Annotated in this window: 15 protein-coding genes; 9 read left to right on the top strand and 6 right to left on the bottom strand. The window is 72.9% G+C overall.

Annotation, left to right across the window (positions count from 1 at the left end; genetic code table 11):
• Window positions 1-17 precede the first annotated feature (17 nt).
• Together meaB and H0H10_RS34725 are read right to left on the bottom strand one after the other, a co-directional pair.
• Window positions 18-974 carry a methylmalonyl Co-A mutase-associated GTPase MeaB gene (gene meaB, locus H0H10_RS34730; RefSeq protein WP_188185172.1) on the bottom strand — a complete coding sequence of 319 codons (957 nt, stop codon included), beginning with the start codon at window positions 972-974 and terminating at the stop codon, window positions 18-20.
• 36 nt (window positions 975-1010) lie between these two features.
• Window positions 1011-2216 (bottom strand): acetyl-CoA C-acetyltransferase, encoded by a 1206-nt coding sequence (locus H0H10_RS34725; RefSeq protein WP_188185171.1) that lies wholly within the window; start codon window positions 2214-2216, stop codon window positions 1011-1013.
• Between the two features lie 149 nt (window positions 2217-2365).
• Between H0H10_RS34725 and mce the strand changes: the two genes are divergently transcribed.
• The 7 genes from mce to H0H10_RS34690 all read left to right on the top strand — a co-directional run bounded on the left by mce (window position 2366) and on the right by H0H10_RS34690 (window position 12210).
• Entirely contained in the window at window positions 2366-2806 is a 441-nt protein-coding gene (mce, locus tag H0H10_RS34720; RefSeq protein WP_188185170.1) for a methylmalonyl-CoA epimerase, read from the top strand.
• 236 nt (window positions 2807-3042) lie between these two features.
• Window positions 3043-6987 (top strand): polarized growth protein Scy, encoded by a 3945-nt coding sequence (gene scy, locus H0H10_RS34715; protein WP_188185169.1) that lies wholly within the window; start codon window positions 3043-3045, stop codon window positions 6985-6987.
• Between the two features lie 183 nt (window positions 6988-7170).
• Entirely contained in the window at window positions 7171-8106 is a 936-nt protein-coding gene (locus H0H10_RS34710; RefSeq protein WP_188185168.1) for a coiled-coil domain-containing protein, read from the top strand.
• Window positions 8107-8192: 86 nt separating this feature from the next.
• Window positions 8193-9167: an ABC transporter ATP-binding protein gene (locus H0H10_RS34705; RefSeq protein WP_188185167.1), complete on the top strand. Its 975-nt coding sequence runs from the start codon at window positions 8193-8195 to the stop codon at window positions 9165-9167.
• Window positions 9164-9937 carry an ABC transporter permease gene (locus H0H10_RS34700; RefSeq protein ID WP_188185166.1) on the top strand — a complete coding sequence of 258 codons (774 nt, stop codon included), beginning with the start codon at window positions 9164-9166 and terminating at the stop codon, window positions 9935-9937. Before H0H10_RS34705 ends, H0H10_RS34700 begins: the two co-directional genes overlap by 4 nt.
• Before the next feature lie 138 nt (window positions 9938-10075).
• Entirely contained in the window at window positions 10076-11344 is a 1269-nt protein-coding gene (locus H0H10_RS34695; RefSeq protein WP_188185165.1) for an ABC transporter ATP-binding protein, read from the top strand.
• Window positions 11341-12210, top strand: coding sequence for an ABC-2 transporter permease (locus tag H0H10_RS34690; RefSeq protein WP_188185164.1), 870 nt, complete (start codon window positions 11341-11343; stop codon window positions 12208-12210). Before H0H10_RS34695 ends, H0H10_RS34690 begins: the two co-directional genes overlap by 4 nt.
• A gap of 18 nt (window positions 12211-12228) precedes the next feature.
• On the opposite strand, the gene H0H10_RS34685 is transcribed toward H0H10_RS34690, so the two are convergent.
• Window positions 12229-12561 (bottom strand): Rv1322 family protein, encoded by a 333-nt coding sequence (locus H0H10_RS34685; RefSeq protein WP_188185163.1) that lies wholly within the window; start codon window positions 12559-12561, stop codon window positions 12229-12231.
• Window positions 12562-12819: 258 nt separating this feature from the next.
• Here H0H10_RS34685 and H0H10_RS34680 point away from each other — a divergent pair, with 258 nt between their 5' ends.
• Window positions 12820-13848, top strand: a complete 1029-nt coding sequence (locus tag H0H10_RS34680) for an LLM class flavin-dependent oxidoreductase (RefSeq protein ID WP_188185162.1) — start codon at window positions 12820-12822, stop codon at window positions 13846-13848.
• Window positions 13849-13974: 126 nt separating this feature from the next.
• Here H0H10_RS34680 and H0H10_RS34675 read toward each other — a convergent pair whose 3' ends face one another.
• The gene (locus H0H10_RS34675; RefSeq protein WP_188185161.1) at window positions 13975-14367 is read right to left on the bottom strand and encodes an SCO5389 family protein; all 393 of its coding nucleotides are present in this window, start codon (window positions 14365-14367) and stop codon (window positions 13975-13977) included.
• A gap of 280 nt (window positions 14368-14647) precedes the next feature.
• On the opposite strand from H0H10_RS34675, the gene nucS reads away from it, so the two are divergent.
• Window positions 14648-15319, top strand: coding sequence for an endonuclease NucS (gene nucS, locus H0H10_RS34670; RefSeq protein WP_188185160.1), 672 nt, complete (start codon window positions 14648-14650; stop codon window positions 15317-15319).
• A 65-nt stretch (window positions 15320-15384) separates the two neighbouring features.
• Here nucS and H0H10_RS34665 read toward each other — a convergent pair whose 3' ends face one another.
• Both H0H10_RS34665 and H0H10_RS34660 read right to left on the bottom strand, forming a co-directional pair.
• Entirely contained in the window at window positions 15385-18069 is a 2685-nt protein-coding gene (locus H0H10_RS34665; RefSeq protein WP_188185159.1) for an ATP-binding protein, read from the bottom strand.
• Window positions 18070-18345: 276 nt separating this feature from the next.
• Window positions 18346-18669, bottom strand: a complete 324-nt coding sequence (locus H0H10_RS34660) for an STAS domain-containing protein (RefSeq protein ID WP_030420940.1) — start codon at window positions 18667-18669, stop codon at window positions 18346-18348.
• Window positions 18670-18764: the final 95 nt, after the last annotated feature.

The following is an 18764-nucleotide window of genomic DNA, read 5'->3' as shown; positions in this document are numbered from 1 at the left end:
CGCCGGGCCGCCCGGGCTCAGCCCTGCGTCAGCCCCGCCACCAGCTCGTCCGCGGCGCGGTACGGGTCCAGGTCGCCCGCCACGATCCGTTCCGCGAGCGTTCCGAGGCGCCGGTCTCCGTGCAGGTCGCCGATCCGCTCACGCAGGGACGTGACGGCGATGCTCTCGACCTCGTGCGCGGCGCGGGCCAGCCGCCGCTCCGCCAGGACCCCCCGCTCCTCCATCCACGCGCGGTGCTTCTCCAGCGCCTCGACGACCTCGTCGACGCCTTCGCCGCGCGCGGCGACCGTCTTGACGATCGGCGGGCGCCAGTCGCCGGGGGCCCGGGACTCGCCGAGGCCGAGCATGTGGTTCAGCTCCCGGGCGGTGGCGTCCGCGCCGTCCCGGTCGGCCTTGTTGACGACGTAGACGTCGCCGATCTCCAGGATTCCCGCCTTGGCGGCCTGGATCCCGTCGCCCATGCCGGGGGCCAGCAGCACCACGGAGGTGTCCGCCTGCGAGGCGATCTCGACCTCCGACTGGCCGACGCCCACCGTCTCGACCAGGATCACGTCGCAGCCGGCCGCGTCCAGCACCCGGATGGCCTGCGGCGCGGCCCAGGCGAGGCCGCCGAGGTGGCCACGGGTGGCCATCGAGCGGATGTAGACGCCCGGGTCGGAGGCGTGCTCCGACATCCGTACCCGGTCGCCGAGCAGGGCGCCGCCGGAGAACGGGGAGGAGGGGTCGACGGCGAGGACGCCGACCCGCTTGCCCTGCTTGCGGTACGCCGTCACCAGCGCCGACGTGGACGTCGACTTGCCCACGCCCGGCGACCCCGTCAGCCCGACCACGTACGCCCCGCCGGTCAGCGGCGCGAGCGCCGCCATGACCTCCCTGAGCTGCGGGGACGCCCCCTCGACCAGGGAGATCAGCCGGGCCACGGCCCGCGGCCGGCCTTCCCTGGCCTGGGCCACCAGCGAGGAGACGTCCTGCATCACAGCTCCGTTTCAGTGAGAAGTCGTAACCCGGTTTCAGGCCTTGGGTACCCGCACGATCAGCGCGTCACCCTGGCCGCCGCCGCCGCACAGGGCCGCCGCGCCGACCCCGCCGCCGCGCCGCTTGAGCTCCAGCGCCAGGTGCAGCACGAGCCGGGCGCCGGACATGCCGATCGGGTGACCCAGGGCGATGGCACCGCCATTGACGTTCACCTTTTCGGTGGAAACGCCGAGGTCCTTCATTGACTGCACCGCGACGGCCGCGAACGCCTCGTTGATCTCGATCAGATCGAGGTCCGCCACCTCCAGCCCCTCCTTCTTCAGGGCGTGCAGGATCGCGTTCGACGGCTGCGACTGCAAAGAGTTGTCCGGCCCCGCCACATTGCCGTGGGAGCCGATCTCCGCGATCCAGTCCAGGCCCAGCTCCTGCGCCTTGGCCTTGCTCATGACGACCACGGCCGCCGCCCCGTCGGAGATCTGCGAGGAGGAGCCCGCGGTGATCGTGCCGTCCTTGGCGAACGCCGGGCGCAGCTTGCCGAGCGACTCGGCGGTGGTGTCGCCGCGGATGCCCTCGTCCTTGCTGAACAGCACCGGGTCGCCCTTGCGCTGCGGGATCTCGACGGGCGTGATCTCGGCCTCGAAGATGCCGTTCTTCTGGGCGGCGGCGGCACGCTGGTGGGACAGGGCGGCGATCTCGTCCTGCTCCGCGCGGCCGATGCCGAGGCGCGTGTTGTGCTTCTCGGTGGACTCGCCCATGGCGATGCCCTCGAAGGAGTCGGTCAGCCCGTCGTACGCCATGGCGTCGAGCATCTCGACGGCGCCGTACTTGAAGCCCTCGCGGGACTTCGGCAGCAGGTGCGGGGCGTTGGTCATGGACTCCTGGCCGCCGGCGACGACCACGTCGAATTCACCCGCGCGAATGAGCTGGTCGGCGAGCGCGATGGCGTCGAGGCCGGAGAGGCAGACCTTGTTGACGGTCAGCGCCGGGACGCTCATGGGGATGCCGGCCTTGACGGCGGCCTGGCGCGCCGGGATCTGGCCGGCACCCGCCTGGAGCACCTGCCCCATGATCACGTACTGCACCTGGTCACCGCCGATACCCGCACGGTCCAGGGCGGCCTTGATCGCGAAGCCGCCCAGGTCGGCTCCGGAGAAGGACTTCAGCGAGCCGAGCAACCGCCCCATCGGGGTGCGGGCACCCGCGACGATGACGGAGGTCGTGCCGTTCGTTGCAGAAGACATGAGCTGCGATCCCCTTTTCCGGCCCGCACAGGCCGAGGAGTGAACGAGGGTTTACTCGAATGTACTGAGCGGTATCCCACCCGTCATCGGGCTGTCGGTGTGATCGCGCGCACGTTGCGTAACCACCTCCGGAGCGCTCCACTGATTCCATGCTGACGCGAATCGACCACATCGGAATCGCCTGCCGCGACCTCGACGCGACCGTCGAGTTCTACCGTGCCACGTACGGCTTCGAGGTGTTCCACACCGAGGTCAACGAGGAGCAGGGCGTACGCGAGGCCATGCTCAAGATCAACGATACGTCGGACGGCGGATCCTCGTACCTGCAGCTGCTGGAGCCGACCCGCGAGGACTCCGCGGTGGGCAAGTGGCTCGCGAAGAACGGCGAGGGCGTCCACCACATCGCCTTCGGCACGGCGGACGTCGACACCGACGCCGCGGACATCCGCGACAAGGGCGTACGCGTTCTGTACGACGAGCCCCGGCGCGGTTCCATGGGGTCGCGGATCACCTTCCTGCACCCCAAGGACTGCCATGGCGTACTGACAGAACTGGTCACTTCGGCGCCCGTTGAGTCACCTGAGCACTGACCCTCGTACATAAGGGCCGGTAGGGTTGGGTGCGGTCGCCGCTCAGTCCAGGGTGACCCGGTCCTGCCGTCACACCGGTGGCGGGACCGCCGGGGTCCGGGTTTCGGGGGACGAGCGCCGGGGCAGCAGCCCATGCTCCGTCGTTGATCTGACACCATTCCCCGGGGGCCCCGTTCGGCTGATGGACGGAGCTCGTTCGGAGAGTTTTGCGACCAGGGGACGGATGGGACCGCGCAGTGCGGGGCTACGAGAGCCAGGAGCGAGAGCCGGCGGCTGACGTCGACCACCTCTCTCGGTTCGAGGCCGAGATGAAGCGGCTGAAGACCGAGCGGGAAAAGGCGATCCAGCACGCCGAGGACCTCGGCTACCAGGTCGAGGTGCTGCGCGCCAAGCTGCACGAGGCGCGGCGCACCATCATGTCCCGGCCCGCCTTCGACGGCGGCGACATCGGGTACCAGGCCGAGCAGTTGCTGCGCAACGCGCAGATGCAGGCCGACCAGCTGCGCGCGGACGCCGAGCGCGAGCTGAGCCAGGCCCGCGCGCAGACCCAGCGCATCCTCCAGGAGCACGCCGAGCAGGCGGCCCGGCTCCAGGCCGAGCTGCACCAGGAGGCGGTGACCCGGCGCCAGCAGCTCGACCAGGAGCTGGCCGAGCGCCGGCAGACCGTCGAGTCGCACGTCAACGAGAACGTGGCGTGGGCCGAGCAGCTGCGCGCCCGCACCGAGCAGCAGGCCCGCCGGCTCCTGGACGAGTCCCGGGCCGAGGCCGAGCAGGCCATGGCCGCGGCCCGCGCGGAGGCGGAGCGGCTGACCTCCGAGGCCCGGCAGCGGCTGCGGAACGAGGCCGAGAGCGCCCGCAGCGAGGCCGAGCAGATCCTGCGCCGGGCCCGCGCGGACGCCGAGCGGCTGCTGAACGCCGCCTCCACGCAGGCGCAGGAGGCCACCGACCACGCCGAGCAGCTGCGCAGCTCCACCGCCACCGAGTCGGAGGCCGCCCGCCGCCAGGCCCAGGAGCTGAGCCGGGCCGCCGAGCAGCGTATGACCGAGGCCGAGGAGGCGCTGCGCAAGGCGCAGTCCGAGGCCGAGAAGCTGGTCGCCGAGGCCAAGGAGTCCGCGGCCAAGGCCCTCGCGAGCGCCGAGTCCGCCAACGAGCAGCGCACGCGCACCGCCAAGGAGCAGGTCGCCCGGCTGGTCAGCGAGGCCACGAAGGACGCCGAGACCACCAGGGCGGAGGCCGAGCAGCTGGTCGCGGACGCCCGCGCCGAGGCCGAGAAGATCGTCGCCGAGGCCGCCGAGAAGGCCCGCACGATCACCGCCGAGGAGTCCGCCACCCAGCTGTCCAAGGCGGCCAAGACCGCCGAGGACGTGCTGAACAAGGCGTCCGAGGAGGCCAAGCGGACCACGAAGGCCGCCGCCGAGGAGGCCGAGCGGATCCGCACCGAGGCCGAGGCCGAGGCGGACCGGCTGCGCGCCGAGGCGCACGACATCGCCGAGCAGCTCAAGGGCGCGGCGAAGGACGACACCAAGGAGTACCGCGCCAAGACGGTCGAGCTGCAGGAGGAGGCCCGCCGGCTGCGCGGCGAGGCCGAGCAGCTGCGCGCCGACGCCGTCGCCGAGGGCGAGAAGATCCGCGCCGAGGCCCGCAAGGAGGCCGTGGCGCAGATCGAGGAGGCGGCCAGGACCGCCGAGGAGCTGCTCTCCAAGGCCAAGGCCGACGCGGACGAGCTGCGGCAGACCGCCACCGCGGACAGCGAGAAGGTCCGCACCGAGGCCATCGAACGGGCGACGACCCTGCGCCGCCAGGCCGAGGAGACCCTGGAGCGTACCCGGGCCGAGGCCGAGCGGCACCGCACGGAGGCCGCCGAGCAGGCCGAGGCCCTCCAGGCGGACGCCGAGCGCGCCGCCCGCGAGCTGCGCGAGGAGGCCGAGCGGGCCGTCGCGGCCCGGCACGCGGAGGCCGCCGAGGAGCTGACCCGGCTCCAGGCGGAGGCCGAGGAGCGCCGCAGCGCCGCCGAGCAGGCGCTGGCCGAGGCCCGTGAGGAGGCCGAGCGGATCCGCCGCGAGGCCGCCGAGGAGAGCGAGCGGCTGCGCACCGACGCCGCCGAGCGGATCCGCACGCTCCGGCAGCAGGCCGAGACCGAGGCCGAGCGGCTGCGCAACGAGGCCGCCGCCGACGCCTCCGCCTCCCGCGCGGAGGGCGAGGCCGTCGCCGTACGCCTGCGCTCGGAGGCGGCGAGCGAGGCCGAGCGGCTGAAGTCGGAGGCGCAGGAGAGCGCGGACCGGGTCCGGGCGGAGGCGCAGGCCGCCGCCGAGCGCATCGCGGCGGAGGCGTCCGAGACGCTGGCCGCCGCCCAGGAGGAGGCCGCCCGCCGCCGCCGCGAGGCCGAGGAGCTGCTCGGCGCCGCCCGGCAGGAGGCCGACCAGGAGCGCGAGCGGGCCCGCGAGCAGAGCGAGGAGCTGCTGGCCTCGGCGCGCAAGCGCGTGGAGGAGGCGCAGGCCGAGGCGACCCGGCTGGTCGAGGAGGCCGACCGGCGCGCCACCGAGATGGTCTCGGCCGCCGAGCAGCACGCCGCGCAGGTACGCGAGTCCGTGGCCGGGCTGCACGAGCAGGCCCAGGAGGAGATCGCCGGGCTGCGCAGCGCCGCCGAGCACGCGGCGGACCGTACCCGGCGCGAGGCCGAGGAGGAGGCGGACCGGGTCCGCTCCGACGCCTACGCGGAGCGGGAGCGGGCGAGCGAGGACGCGGGCCGGCTGCGGCGCGAGGCGCAGGAGGAGACGGAGGCCGCCAAGGCGCTGGCCGAGCGGACCGTGTCCGAGGCGATCGCGGAGGCCGAGCGGATCCGCGGGGACGTCGCCGAGCACGCCCAGCGGGTGCGCACCCAGGCGTCGGACACCATCGCCGAGGCCGAGCAGAGCGCGGCGCGCACCCGGGCGGATGCCCGCGAGGACGCCAACCGCATCCGGTCCGACGCGGCGACGCAGGCGGACACCCTGATCACCGAGGCGCGCGCCGAGGCGGAGCGGCTCACCACGGAGACGGCGGCCGAGACCGACCGGATCCGGACGGAGACGACCGCCGAGGCGGAGCGCGTGCGCACCGAGGCGGCGGACGAGGCCGAGCGGGTGCGGACGGAGGCGGCCGCGGAGGCCGAGCGCGTCCGTGCCGAGGCGGCCGCCAAGGCGGAGAAGCTGGTCTCGGACGCCACCGGGGACGCCGAGCGGCTGCGTGCCGAGGCCGCCGAGACGGTCGGCTCGGCCCAGCAGCACGCCGAGCGGATCCGCAACGAGGCCGAGCGGGTCAAGGCGGAGGCCGCGGCGGAGGCCGAGCGGGTGACGACGGCCGCCCGCGAGGAGGCCGAGCGGACGCTGGACGAGGCCCGCAAGGAGGCCAACAAGCGGCGCTCGGAGGCGGCCGAGCAGGTCGACACCCTCATCACGGAGACCACGGCCGAGGCCGACAAGCTGCTCACCGAGGCCCAGCAGCAGGCCCTGAAGACCACCGCGGACGCCGAGTCGCAGGCCGACACGATGGTCGGCGCGGCCCGCGCGGAGGCCGAGCGGATCGTCGCCGAGGCGACGGTCGAGGGCAACACGCGCGTGGAGAAGGCCCGCACGGACGCGGACGAGCTGCTGGTCGGCGCCCGTCGGGACGCGACCGCGATCCGGGAGCGCGCCGAGGAGCTGCGCGACCGCATCACCACCGAGATCGAGGAGCTGCACGAGCGGGCCCGCCGTGAGTCCGCCGAGACGATGAAGTCGGCCGGCGACCGCTGCGACGCGCTGATCAAGGCGGCCGAGGAGCAGCTGGCCAAGGCGGAGGCGAAGGCCAAGGAGCTGGTGTCGGAGGCCAACTCCGAGGCCGGCAAGGTGCGCATCGCCGCCGTGAAGAAGGCCGAGGGACTGCTGAAGGAGGCCGAGCAGAAGAAGGCCACGCTGGTCAAGGAGGCCGAGGAGCTCAAGGCCGAGGCGGTCCGCGAGGCCCGGCGCACGGTCGAGGAGGGCAAGCGCGAGCTGGAGATCCTGGTGCGGCGCCGCGAGGACATCAACGCCGAGATCTCCCGGGTCCAGGACGTGCTGGAGGCGCTGGAGTCCTTCGAGGCCCCGCCCGGCAAGGACAGCGGGGTCAAGGCCGGTGCGACGGTGGGTGCCCCTCGTTCGGGTGGCAAGTCGTCAGACGGCTAGCGCTCGGGGTGAATTAGGTGTCTCCTTGGGACCTTTGACCAAGTACTTGGCAAGCCGTCCGCAGGTTAGCCACCCAAAAGGGGTGTCATTCTCCAGTTCAAACGTGCATCCGCTCGATGACACACCGCATTGGCGCCTAGGATTCCACCTATCACCTCACCGGTCTCATTCGACAGGAACCCCATGAGCGACACTTCCCCCTACGGCTTCGAGCTTGTGCGGCGTGGATACGACCGCGCTCAGGTGGACGAACGTATCTCCAAGCTCGTCTCCGACCGTGACAGCGCTCTCGCCCGCATCACCGCTCTGGAGAAGCGCATCGAGGAGCTGCACCTCGAGACCCAGAACGCCCAGGCCCAGGTCAGCGACGCCGAGCCGTCGTACGCGGGTCTCGGCGCCCGGGTCGAGAAGATCCTGCGTCTCGCCGAGGAAGAGGCGAAGGACCTGCGCGAGGAGGCCCGGCGGGCGGCCGAACAGCACCGCGAACTCGCCGAGTCGGCGGCCCAGCAGGTCCGCAACGACGCCGAGTCGTACGCCGCGGAGCGCAAGGCCAAGGCCGAGGACGAGGGCGTCCGGATCGTCGAGAAGGCCAAGAGCGACGCCTCGCAGCTGCGCGCCGAGGCGCAGAAGGACGCGCAGTCCAAGCGCGAGGAGGCCGACGCCCTCTTCGAGGAGACCCGCGCCAAGGCCGCGCAGGCCGCCGCCGACTTCGAGACCAACCTCGCCAAGCGCCGCGAGCAGTCCGAGCGCGACCTGGCCTCCCGTCAGGCCAAGGCCGAGAAGCGTCTCGCGGAGATCGAGCACCGTGCGGAGCAGCTGCGCCTGGAGGCGGAGAAGCTGCGCACGGACGCCGAGCGCCGCGCCCGCCAGACCGTCGAGACGGCGCAGCGCCAGGCCGAGGACATCGTGGCCGACGCCAACGCCAAGGCCGACCGCATCCGTTCGGAATCGGAGCGCGAGCTCGCCGCCCTCACCAACCGCCGCGACTCCATCAACGCGCAGCTCACCAACGTGCGCGAGATGCTGGCGACCCTCACGGGCGCCGCGGTGGCCGCGGCCGGCACGCCGGCCGAGGACGAGCCGATCTCCCGCGGGGTTCCCGCCCAGCAGTCCCGGTAACCACCGGGGTACGGGCCGGCCGGACGACGGCGGAGCCCCCTGCCACTGAGTGGCAGGGGGCTTCGTCCCGTTCTAGCGTGGTCCGCATGATCGAGCTGGAGGGGCTGACCAAGCGTTACGGCGAGAAGGTGGCGGTCAACGACCTGACCTGCACCGTCCGACCCGGCGTCATCACCGGCTTCCTCGGGCCCAACGGCGCGGGCAAGTCGACCACCATGCGGATGGTGCTGGGCCTGGACCGGCCCACCGCCGGGGACGTCCGGATCGACGGCAGGCACTACGACCGGCTCAAGGACCCGCTGACGTATGTCGGCGCGCTGCTGGAGGCCAAGGCCTGGCACGGCGGGCGCAGCGCCTACAACCACCTGCTGTGCCTCGCACAGAGCAACGGCATCCCGGCGAGGCGGGTGCGCGAGGTCCTGGACACGGTCGGGCTCACGGCGGTCGCCCGGAAGAAGACCAAGGGCTTCTCGCTCGGCATGGGCCAGCGGCTCGGCATCGCCGGCGCACTGCTCGGCGACCCGCGGATCCTGATGTTCGACGAGCCGGTCAACGGCCTCGACCCCGAGGGCATCCACTGGATCCGCAACCTGATGAAGTCCCTCGCCGCCCAGGGCCGTACGGTCTTCGTCTCCTCCCACCTGATGAGCGAGATGGCGCTGACCGCCGACCACCTCATCGTCATCGGCCAGGGCCGGCTGCTCGCCGACAGCTCCATGGCCGATTTCATCGCGCAGAACTCGCGCAGTCGCGTCCGGATCCGCACCCCGCAGCGCGAGCGGCTGCTGGATGTGCTGCAAGGTGCGGGGATCACGGTCGTGGACCCCGGCGCCGAGGTCCTGGAGGTGGACGGCGACAAGTCGGAGGCGATCGGAGAACTGGCCGCGCGGTACCGGGTCGTGCTGCACGAGCTGAGCCCGCAGCGGTCGTCGCTGGAGGAGGCGTTCATGCGGCTGACCGCCGGGTCGGTGGAGTACCACGCGCACGACGGGCCGCCGTCCGGGCCGCGGGAGCGGCCCGGGCCGCGGCAGCAGTGGGGCAGCGAGTGGAGGAAGGGATGAGCACGGCGGCACAGGTGGTCCGCTCCGAGTGGACCAAGATCAGGTCGGTCGCCTCCACCGTGTGGACGCTGTCCCTCGCCCTGGTCGTCACCGTGGCCCTCGGGATGCTGATCTCGGCGCTGGCGAAGAACGAGTTCGGCGGCATGGGCGTCCGGGACCGGCTGTCCTTCGACCCGACGTTCATCAGCTTCGCCGGGACGGGTCTCGGCCAGCTGGCGATGATCGTGTTCGGCGTGCTGGTGGTGGCGAACGAGTACAGCACCGGCATGATCCGCACCTCGCTGGCCGCCGTGCCGCAGCGTGGCACGTTCCTGTTCAGCAAGATCGCGGTGGCCACCGTCCTCGCCCTGGTGGTCGGCATGGCCACCAGCGTCCTCGCCTTCTTCCTCGGGCAGGCGATGCTCGGCGACCTGGGAGCGTCGATCGGCGATCCGGGGGTGCTGCGCGCGGTCGTCGGCGGGGGCCTGTACATGACGCTCATCGCCGTGTTCTCGATGGGCGTCGCCGCGATGCTGCGCTCACCGATGCTGTCGCTCGCCGTGCTGATGCCGTTCTTCTTCCTGATCTCCAACATCCTGGCCAACGTCTCGGCGACGGAGAAGATCGGCCGGTTCCTGCCCGACCAGGCCGGCAGCAGGGTCATGGAGGTGGTCACGCCGATCGGCGACGACACTCCGTACGGCCCCTGGGGCGGCCTCGGGATCATGGTGCTGTGGGTGATCGCGGCGCTCGCCGGCGGGTACGCCGTGCTGAAGAGACGCGACGCCTAGACGGGGCCCGACCCCGGTGCGCTCGGCGGCGATCGGATTTTGCTCGCCTTTGAACGGAACCGTCAGCGCCCCTATATCCTCCTAACCCTTACGGGGGCGTATGCCCCGCTGTCCTGAACCTTTCGATGGGTGCGGAGCATGATCGAGGCAGTCGGCCTGACCAAACGCTACGGTGACAAGACCGCTGTGTACAACCTGTCCTTCCAGGTGCGGCCCGGTGCCGTCACCGGCTTCCTCGGGCCGAACGGCTCGGGCAAGTCGACGACGATGAGGATGATCCTCGGGCTGGACAACCCCACCGCGGGACACGTGACCATCGGCGGCTACCCGTACCGCAGGCTGCCCAACGCGCCCCGCCAGGTCGGCGCCCTGCTCGACGCCAAGGCCGTGCACGGCGGGCGTTCCGCCCGCAACCACCTGCTGAGCCTGGCCCAGCTGTCCGGCATCCCGGCCCGGCGCGTGGACGAGGTGCTCGGTGTGGTCGGCCTCCAGGACGTGGCGGGGCGGCGGTCGAAGGGCTTCTCGCTCGGCATGGGCCAGCGGCTCGGCATCGCCGCCGCCCTGCTCGGCGACCCCCAGGTGCTGCTGTTCGACGAGCCGGTCAACGGCCTCGACCCCGAGGGCATCCTCTGGGTGCGCAACCTGATGAAGTCCCTCGCCGCCGAGGGCCGTACGGTCTTCGTCTCCTCCCACCTGATGAGCGAGATGGCGTTGACCGCCGACCACCTCATCGTCATCGGGCGCGGTCAGCTGCTCTCCGACATGAGCGTCAAGGACTTCATCTCCGCCAACTCCGCCGACTTCGCGCGCGTCCGCACCCCGGACACCGAGCCCCAGCTGCGGGAGAAGCTGACCTCCGCGCTGACCGAGGCGGGCGGCCAGGTACTGCCCGAGCAGGACGGCGCGCTGCGCGTTACCGGTCTGCCGCTGCCCCGGATCAGTGACATCGCGCACGACTCCGGCGTACGGCTGTGGGAGCTGTCCCCGCACCAGGCCTCGCTGGAGGAGGCGTACATGCGGATGACGCAGGGCGCCGTCGACTACCGGTCGGTCGCCGACCAGAAGGCCGGGCTCCAGCAGCCGCTGCCGCCCGGCGCGCAGCCTCCGATGCCGGTGCCCGGGCAGGGCCAGCCCGGCTGGTACGCCCCGCCGCCGCCCCAGCAGGGCGGGCAGCCGTTCCCGGCGCCGCAGGGCACGCCGGGGCCGTACGGCGCCCCGGCGGCACCGGGCGGGCAGCCGTCGCCCAACCCCTACGCGCAGCCGGCGCCGCAGGGCGGGGCTCCGGGCGGGCCGGCCGCCGAGCCGCCCGCCCAGCCCGCCCAGCCCCCCGCGCAACCCGCCGCCGCGCCCGCCGCCCCCGCCACCGCGCCCGCCACCAACCCGACCAAGTCCGAGGACGCCCGATGAGCACGCCCCAGCACCCGATGCCGCAGGCCGCGCCCGAGTGGCAGGCGGCGCCCGGATCGCCGTACCCCACCTACACCTCGCCGATCCCGGTCGTGCGCACGACCCTCTGGCACGCGGTCGGCTCCGAGTGGACGAAGATCAGGTCGGTCCGCTCGACGATGTGGACGCTGGGCGTGTTCGTCCTGCTGGTCGTCGGCATCGGCCTGCTGGCCGGCGCCGTGGTGGCGAACTCCTCCGCCGACGCCTCCAATGCGAACCCGCTGGAGCTGGGCTTCTTCGGGCTGCTCCTCGGCAGCATGTGCGTCATCACGCTCGGCGTGCTGACCACCGCCTCCGAGTACGGCACCGGCATGATCCGGACCACGATGGTCGCCTGCCCCAACCGGGGCCGGGTCCTCGCCGCGAAGGCGATCGTGTTCTTCCTGGTGGCGTTCGTGGTGACGCTGGTCTCCGCCTCGCTGGTGGCCTTCGCGCACGTGGCCATGCTGGAGGGCGAGGGGGCGCTGGAACCCACCGGCGAGGAGTGGTTCAAGGCGACCGTCGGCGTCTCGCTCTACATCGCGCTGCTCGGGCTGCTCTCGCTGGCCATCGGCTCGGTGATCCGGCACTCGGCGGGCGCCATCACCATCATGATCGGGGCCGTGCTGGCACCGCTGGTGATCGCGCTGTTCATGTTCTCCCAGTCGCTGAAGGACGTGCAGCAGGCCCTGTTCGAGTACTCGATCCCGAACCAGCTCAGCATCTTCTACGCCAACTCGCTCACGGACTCCGGCCCGTCGGGCTGGGATCCGCTGTGGATCATGCTCGCGGTGACCGCCGCGGCGTTCGCCGGCGCCGTCGCCCTGCTGCAGAAGCGGGACGTGTAAGGGCCGGAACGGGGGAGTTCAGAACTTCGGCGCGTTACGGGACCGCTGCACCCGCGTGGTGCGGCGGTCCTTCGCGTTCCAGCAGGACTTGTGCCAGTGCCGGCGGTCGTCGACGCCCGCGTGCTCCGGCCAGGCCACCACGTGCGGGACGCCGTCCGGGATCAGCTGGTCGCAGCCCGGGCAGCGGTAGGACTTGCCCTGCGCGCTGGCGCCCGCCACGTGCCGTACGCTCCAGTCCTCGCCCTGCCAGTTCTCCGACGACTGCCAGCCGCCGTAGCGGCCGGACCGGTCGTCCTCGGCGCTCCGGCCGGACGAACCGGCTCCCTTGGGTCGGTTGCGACGCGGGGACACAGGACACCTCACGGAGCTATACAGAAGGTACGGGCCGCATCCAGCGTACGCGGCACGCGGAGGGGTACGCGTACGGCTCCGATGGCCACAACTCCGCTGTGCGGGGCTCCCCGGAGGGCCGTCCCCGGCCGCTCGGCACCGGCCCGTTCTGCAGACAATCCGCAAATCTCTTCGCCCGGCCGTGTCCTCGGCACGTGTCAGACGGTTATGCCCTGTGGGGGAGCTCCGTGTCGGAGCCGAGGAAGCAGGAAAAAAGCAATGCGCGTAGGAAGTTTCGTGTTGGGCGCCCAGTTCCCGGGGCAGGGCCAGGGGGAAGCGCTGCACCGCGCGGTCCGCTCGGCCGAGGTCGCCGAGGAGTCGGGGCTCGACACGGTCTGGCTGGCCGAGCACCACTTCGTGCCGTACGGCACCTGTCCGTCGGCGGTGACGCTGGCCGCGCTGCTGCTCGGCCGCACCCGCCGCATCCGGGTCGGCACGGCGGTCAGCGTGCTGCCCACCGCCCACCCCGTGGCCCTCGGCGAGCAGGCCGCCCTGCTGCACGTCACGAGCGGTGGCCGGTTCTCGCTGGGCGTCGGCCGGGGCGGCCCGTGGGTCGACCTGGAGGTGTTCGGCTCGGGTCTGGAGGCGTACGAGAAGGGGTTCCCGGAATCACTCGATCTGCTGGTGCGCTGGCTGCGCGAACCGGCGGTCGGGGCCTCGGGGGACCGGTTCCGGTTCCGTGAGGTGCCCGTGGTCCCGCGGCCCTCGGAGTCCCTGTCGGACGCCCCGGGTCCCGAGGTCGTCGTCGCCTGCACCTCACCGGCGAGCGTGCGCCTGGCCGCCGAGCGGGGCCTGCCGATGCTGCTCGGCATGCACGTCGGGGACGAGGAGAAGGCCGAGATGGTCGCCCTGTGGCGGCAGCACGCCCGGGCCGCCGGCAGGCCGGCGGCGGAGATCCACGGCGCGGAGCACGTCTCGGCCGGCGTCTGCCAGATCGCGGACCGGCGCACGGACGCGGCGGAGACGCTGCAGAAGGCGATGCCGGGCTGGCTGCGTCAGGGCCTCGAGGCCCATGTCACGGTGGACGGACGCGCCCGGCAGATGCGCGACCCGCTGGCGTACACCGAACTGCTCTGCGGGCTGCACCCGGTGGGCCCGCCCCGGCTGTGCGCGGACCGGCTCGCGGCGACCAGCGAGCGGACCGGCATCTCCCGGTTCGCGCTGCTCGTCGAGGGTTCCGGCGATCTGGCGGCGACCGAGGAGAACGTACGGCGGCTCGGAACCGAGGTACTCCCCCAGCTCCGCTGAACGGCCCGGCCGCGGTGCCCGCGGACTCGGGCGGACCCGGCGAACTCCGGGCCCGGCGGGGAGCTTGCCGCTCCGGTACAGACTGCACCTCCCGCGTACGGAGCGGCAAGCGAGCGACCATCCGCCTCAGCAGTCGCGCAGTTCCGGCGACTGGTTCAGCAACTGGCTGCGCACCGAGGTGAAACGGGCCAGCGTCTCGTCGACCGAGGAGTCCAACGGGAACACCGCCACCCGGTGGCAGTTCTGGAAGGCCAGCCGCACACCGAAGTGCCGTTGCAGCGCGCCGCGTATCGCGTCACTCGCGAGCGCACGCAGCAGCTGACCGCGTGCCTGCTCGTCCGGCGGGGGCGTCTGGTTGTCGGCGAAGGCTCCGCCGTCCACCTTCAGCTGTGCCACCAGGGAGCTGATCATCTCCCATGCGTAGGGCAGGGAGGTCCGGACGCAGTCGACGAATTCTGCTTCGTCGACCTCGCCTCGCTCGGCCTTTTCGAGTAGGGCCGGTGAGACGTCGAGCGACATGGGTTCTCCTCTCGCACCCCCGACCAGCAGGGGTTGCCGGACAGTAAAGGGAGTGCGCGATGTCGAACACGCTCCGTACACACGTCGCGACCTCCCGTTCAATACCGTAAGCAACCGAACGTGACCGCACCAGGAGAATGCCCAGATGGGCCCCTTCGGTTAGGGACACAATCGGCCAGTGCGCAACATGGGCCTTATGGGAAAAGTGGGGCGGCTCACCCCGGCTCCCCCCGGGACGCGAATCGCGTCGGGCCCGGCCCGTCGAGTAGCGTTGCCGACCATGCGTCTCGTCATTGCCCGCTGCTCCGTGGACTACGCCGGGCGGCTCACCGCCCACCTCCCCTCGGCCCCCCGCCTCATCCTGGTCAAGGCGGACGGCAGCGTCTCGATCCATGCCGACGACCGGGCCTACAAGCCCCTGAACTGGATGTCGCCGCCCTGCACGCTGAAGGAGGGCACCGGCGACGAGGCGGGCGTGTGGACCGTCGTCAACAAGGCGGGCGAAAAGCTCATCATCACGATGGAGGAGATCCTCCACGACTCCTCGCACGAACTGGGCGTGGACCCGGGCCTGATCAAGGACGGCGTGGAAGCGCACCTCCAGGAGCTGCTGGCCGACCGCATCGAGACGCTCGGCGAGGGCTACACCCTCATCCGCCGCGAGTACCCGACGGCCATCGGCCCGGTCGACATCCTGTGCCGGGACGCCGAGGGCGGGACCGTCGCGGTCGAGATCAAGCGCCGTGGCGAGATCGACGGCGTGGAGCAACTCACGCGCTATCTGGAACTGTTGAACCGCGATCCCCATCTCGCGCCGGTGCGCGGTGTCTTCGCCGCCCAGGAGATCAAGCCGCAGGCCCGGGTCCTGGCCACCGACCGCGGCATCGGCTGCCAGGTGCTCGACTACGACGCGCTGCGCGGCATCGAGGACGACAAGCTGCGGCTGTTCTGAGCGGACGGCATGCGTGAGGGCCGGGTCCGGCGGACGGACCCGGCCCTCACGCGTGCCGAGGGGCCTCAGATCACCTGGCCCGTCGCCGGACCGGAGCCGCTCGGCGATCCCGCGTCGCTGCTCGTGCTGCTCTGCGGCGCGCTCGCGGTGGTGCTCGCCGGGGCGCTGGAGACGGGACCGCTCGCCGTGTCGGACGTCTCCGGTGTCGACGGCGGGGGCGGCTCGGACGTCGGCTTCTCGGAGGTCGGGGGCGGGTCGGAGGTGGGCGGCTCCGAGGTGGGCGGCTCGGACGTCGGCGGCTTGGACGTCGGCGGCTTCACCGTCGGCTTCGGCGACGTGGGCGGCTTCGAAGACGACGACGGGTCGTCCGGGCTGCCCGAGCCGCTCGGTCCGTCGGGCTCGTCCGAGTCGTCGGGGCTCTTGGTACCGCTCGGATCGTCCGACGGGCCGGACGATTCCGTCGGCGTCGGGTCGTCGGACGTGCCGAAGGTGCCGTCCGGGCCGGGGTCGGTCGGCCGGCTGGTGGCCTCGCCGGTGTCGGCGGAGTCGTCGCTGCCGTCGCCCGCCCGGTCGGCGCCGAGGCTGCCGTCGTCGACGCCCTGGCTCGCCGACGGGTTGACGCCCACCCGGTCGGAGGGGTCACCGGCGTCGTTGTCCGAGGTGGCGCCGAGCGTCACCACCGTGCCGAGTACGGCCACGAGCAGCGCGCCCGCTCCGGCGGCGACCAGGTTGCGCCGGGCGAAGCCCTTGATGCCGGTCCCGGCCTTGTGGGACGGGCCGGGGGACGCGCCCCGGTGGGTCACCAGCGTCGGGGACTGCGGGGACGGCCGCAGCGGCGGGAACGGGGCGGGCACGCCCCCCGGCGGCGACGCCGACTCCTCCTGCCGGGCGTCGGGCACCTCGTCCCCGGCCATGGGGCCGAGGCCGTGCGCGGGGGCGCCGGCGACGGCCTCGGGGACGCCGGGAGCGGACACGGCGGTGCCCGGGCCGGGCGTGTCCCCGGAGCGGTCGGCGACCAGGGCGAGGGCCCGGCGCCCCGCGACGGCTCCGCGCTTGTCGGAGAGTGCGCCGCGCAGCCCGATGGAGGCCTCCAGCTCGGCGCGGGCCCGGTCGAGCTGTCCGTCGCACAGCGCGAGGATGCCGAGTTCGTGGTGGAAGTAGGCCTGTTCGGCGACGTCGCCGGCGAGCCGGGCGGCCTCGCTGCCGGAGCGCAGCGTCCGTTCCCAGGCGCTCCAGTGCAGCCCGGCCGCGAACGCGGGCGCCGCGGTGCGGGCCAGCTGGACGGCGGGGCTCTCCTCGTCCTGGGCGGGCGGGGTGGTCCTCGGCACCAGCACGGCGAGGGCGGCCAGCACGGCGTCGGCCTCGGCGCAGACGCGCTCCGGGGTGACCGAGGGGTGCCCGGCCCACCAGGCGTAGTGCTGGGCGGCCGTCAGCGCCCTGGCGGGGGCCTCGTCGGCGTATCCGGCGCTCTCCAGCTGGGTGAGCACACCGGCGGCCAGCCGGTAGCGGGAGCCGACCGGGGAGACGAGGCCGCAGTCGGCCAGCTCGCCGAGGGCGGCGTCCGCGTGGGTGTCGCCGACCAGGGCGGGCAGGTGGGCCTGGTGCGGGACCTCGCCGCCGAGGGCGACGGCGAACTCCAGGGTGGCCTGGGCGGAGGCGCTCAGCCGGGAGGCGAGCAGCGGCGCGGGCGCGGCGGCCTCGCCGAGGGACGGGAGCGGGACCTCGTCGCTCTCGGCGGCGTCGTAGGGCGTGTCGTCGGCCGGGCGGGCGTCCGCGAAGACGCCGAACTCGTCGACGGCGTCGGCGCCGGCCCGCAGCCGGTCGCGCTGGCGCAGCAGGGCGCCCGCCTGGACGAAGCGCAGCGGCAGGCCCTCGGACTCGAACCAGAGGTCGCCGGCCCAGTTGGCCTCCTCGTCGGTGAGGGTGCGTCCGGCGGCCCGCTGGAGCAGCTCCACGCCGTCGGAGCGGTCCAGGCCGGTGAGGAAGACCTCCTCGACGGCGGAGGCGGCGGACGGCGCGGGCACGTCCGGCGTCGCGCCGATGAGGAAGGCGCACTCGGGGGTGGCCTCCAGCAGTTCGTCGAGGGCGGCGCCGCCGAACTCGACGTCGTCGAGGACGACGACCGCGCCGACCTCCCTGAGGTGCGCGAGGAGTTCGATCCGATCCGGGCGGTGCAGGGGTGCGCGGTGGACGGCGTAGAAGAGGTCGTACAGCAGGTCGTCGGCCGTGCGGTGGAAGCCGCTGAGGCGGACCACGCCGTCGGGTGCGAGGTCGGCGCAGTCCTCGGCGACGAGGTCGAGGAGGCTGGTGCGGCCGGAGCCGGCGGGGCCGGTGAGGCGTACGGAGCGGCCGCGGGCGAGCAGCCGCACCAGGCGTTCACGCTCGTCCTGGCGGGCCGTGAGCGGCCGTTCGGGCCGTGCCGGTCCGGGCGGGGCGGGCGGCCGGGCGGCGCGGTCCACCTCGGCGCGTTCGGCCGCGGTGAACTTCTCGGGCCGGGCGGGCCGCTCGCCGGGCGGGCAGGCCTCGATCTCGCTGCCGTCGACGGGGTTGACGGTGAGCAGGAAGTCGCCGGAGACGAGCTGCACCGTGCGGGCGAGCGCGGGCGCGTGCTGTCCGAAGTCGGGTGTAAGGGGATCCCTGGGCGGGCGCGGGCGCGGCGTGTGGCCTCCCCCGGTCTCGAATTCACTCGACCGGGAGGGGCCCCCATCGTCGTGGCCGTACTCCTCGGGTCCCCGGCTGTTCGGGTCCATAGGTTCAAGCCCCCCAAAAGCGTCGTGTGCAGGGTCCCGGTCGGGACCACCCTCCCGGCCTTGCCGCACACCGCGCTGTCGCTTCTGGTCCGGGCCCGCCAGTGGGTTGCAGGGCAGCGGGCAGCCGAACCCTAAACCTTCGCTCAGTATCTCCGACAGTCCGGGGTACCGCGTCGCCCGAGACGTCACAGTCTCGTGAGGATTGCGTGCGTCGGGCGTTTCCGTGAGGGAGCGTCCCGGCCTCCCCCGCCCACCCGGGCACACCTGCCCGGGGCGTCACACCCTGGGCAGGCTCTCCACGCCGAGGCCGCCCTCGATGGCGAGGATCCGGTGCAGCCGGGTGGCCACCAGCAGGCGCTGCATCTGCGGCGGCACGCCGCGCAGCACCAGCCGCCGGCCGCAGCGGCCGGCCCGCCGGTGGGCCCCCATGATCACACCGAGTCCGGTGGCGTCCCAGGAGTCCAGCTCTGACAGGTCGAGGACCAGGTCGCCGACTCCGTCGTCGACGGCCGAGTGCAGGACCGTTCGGGCGTCCGCCGCGCTGCGGACGTCGAGGCGGCCCCCGACGACCAGCTCGACGTGGTCGCCCCTGATGTGCATATGCGCTCCCCGTGCGTGCGTCTCGTGCTCCGCGAAGTGGTGTCGTTCCGATGCTCGGTGTGCTGTGCGGTGATGCAACCTCTGACTGCGTGAAA

Source organism: Streptomyces griseicoloratus (assembly GCF_014534645.1).
Classification (GTDB): domain Bacteria; phylum Actinomycetota; class Actinomycetes; order Streptomycetales; family Streptomycetaceae; genus Streptomyces; species Streptomyces griseicoloratus.
The sequence above is the reverse complement of the archived record's forward strand: the minus strand, read 5'-3'. Positions and strand labels throughout refer to the sequence as shown.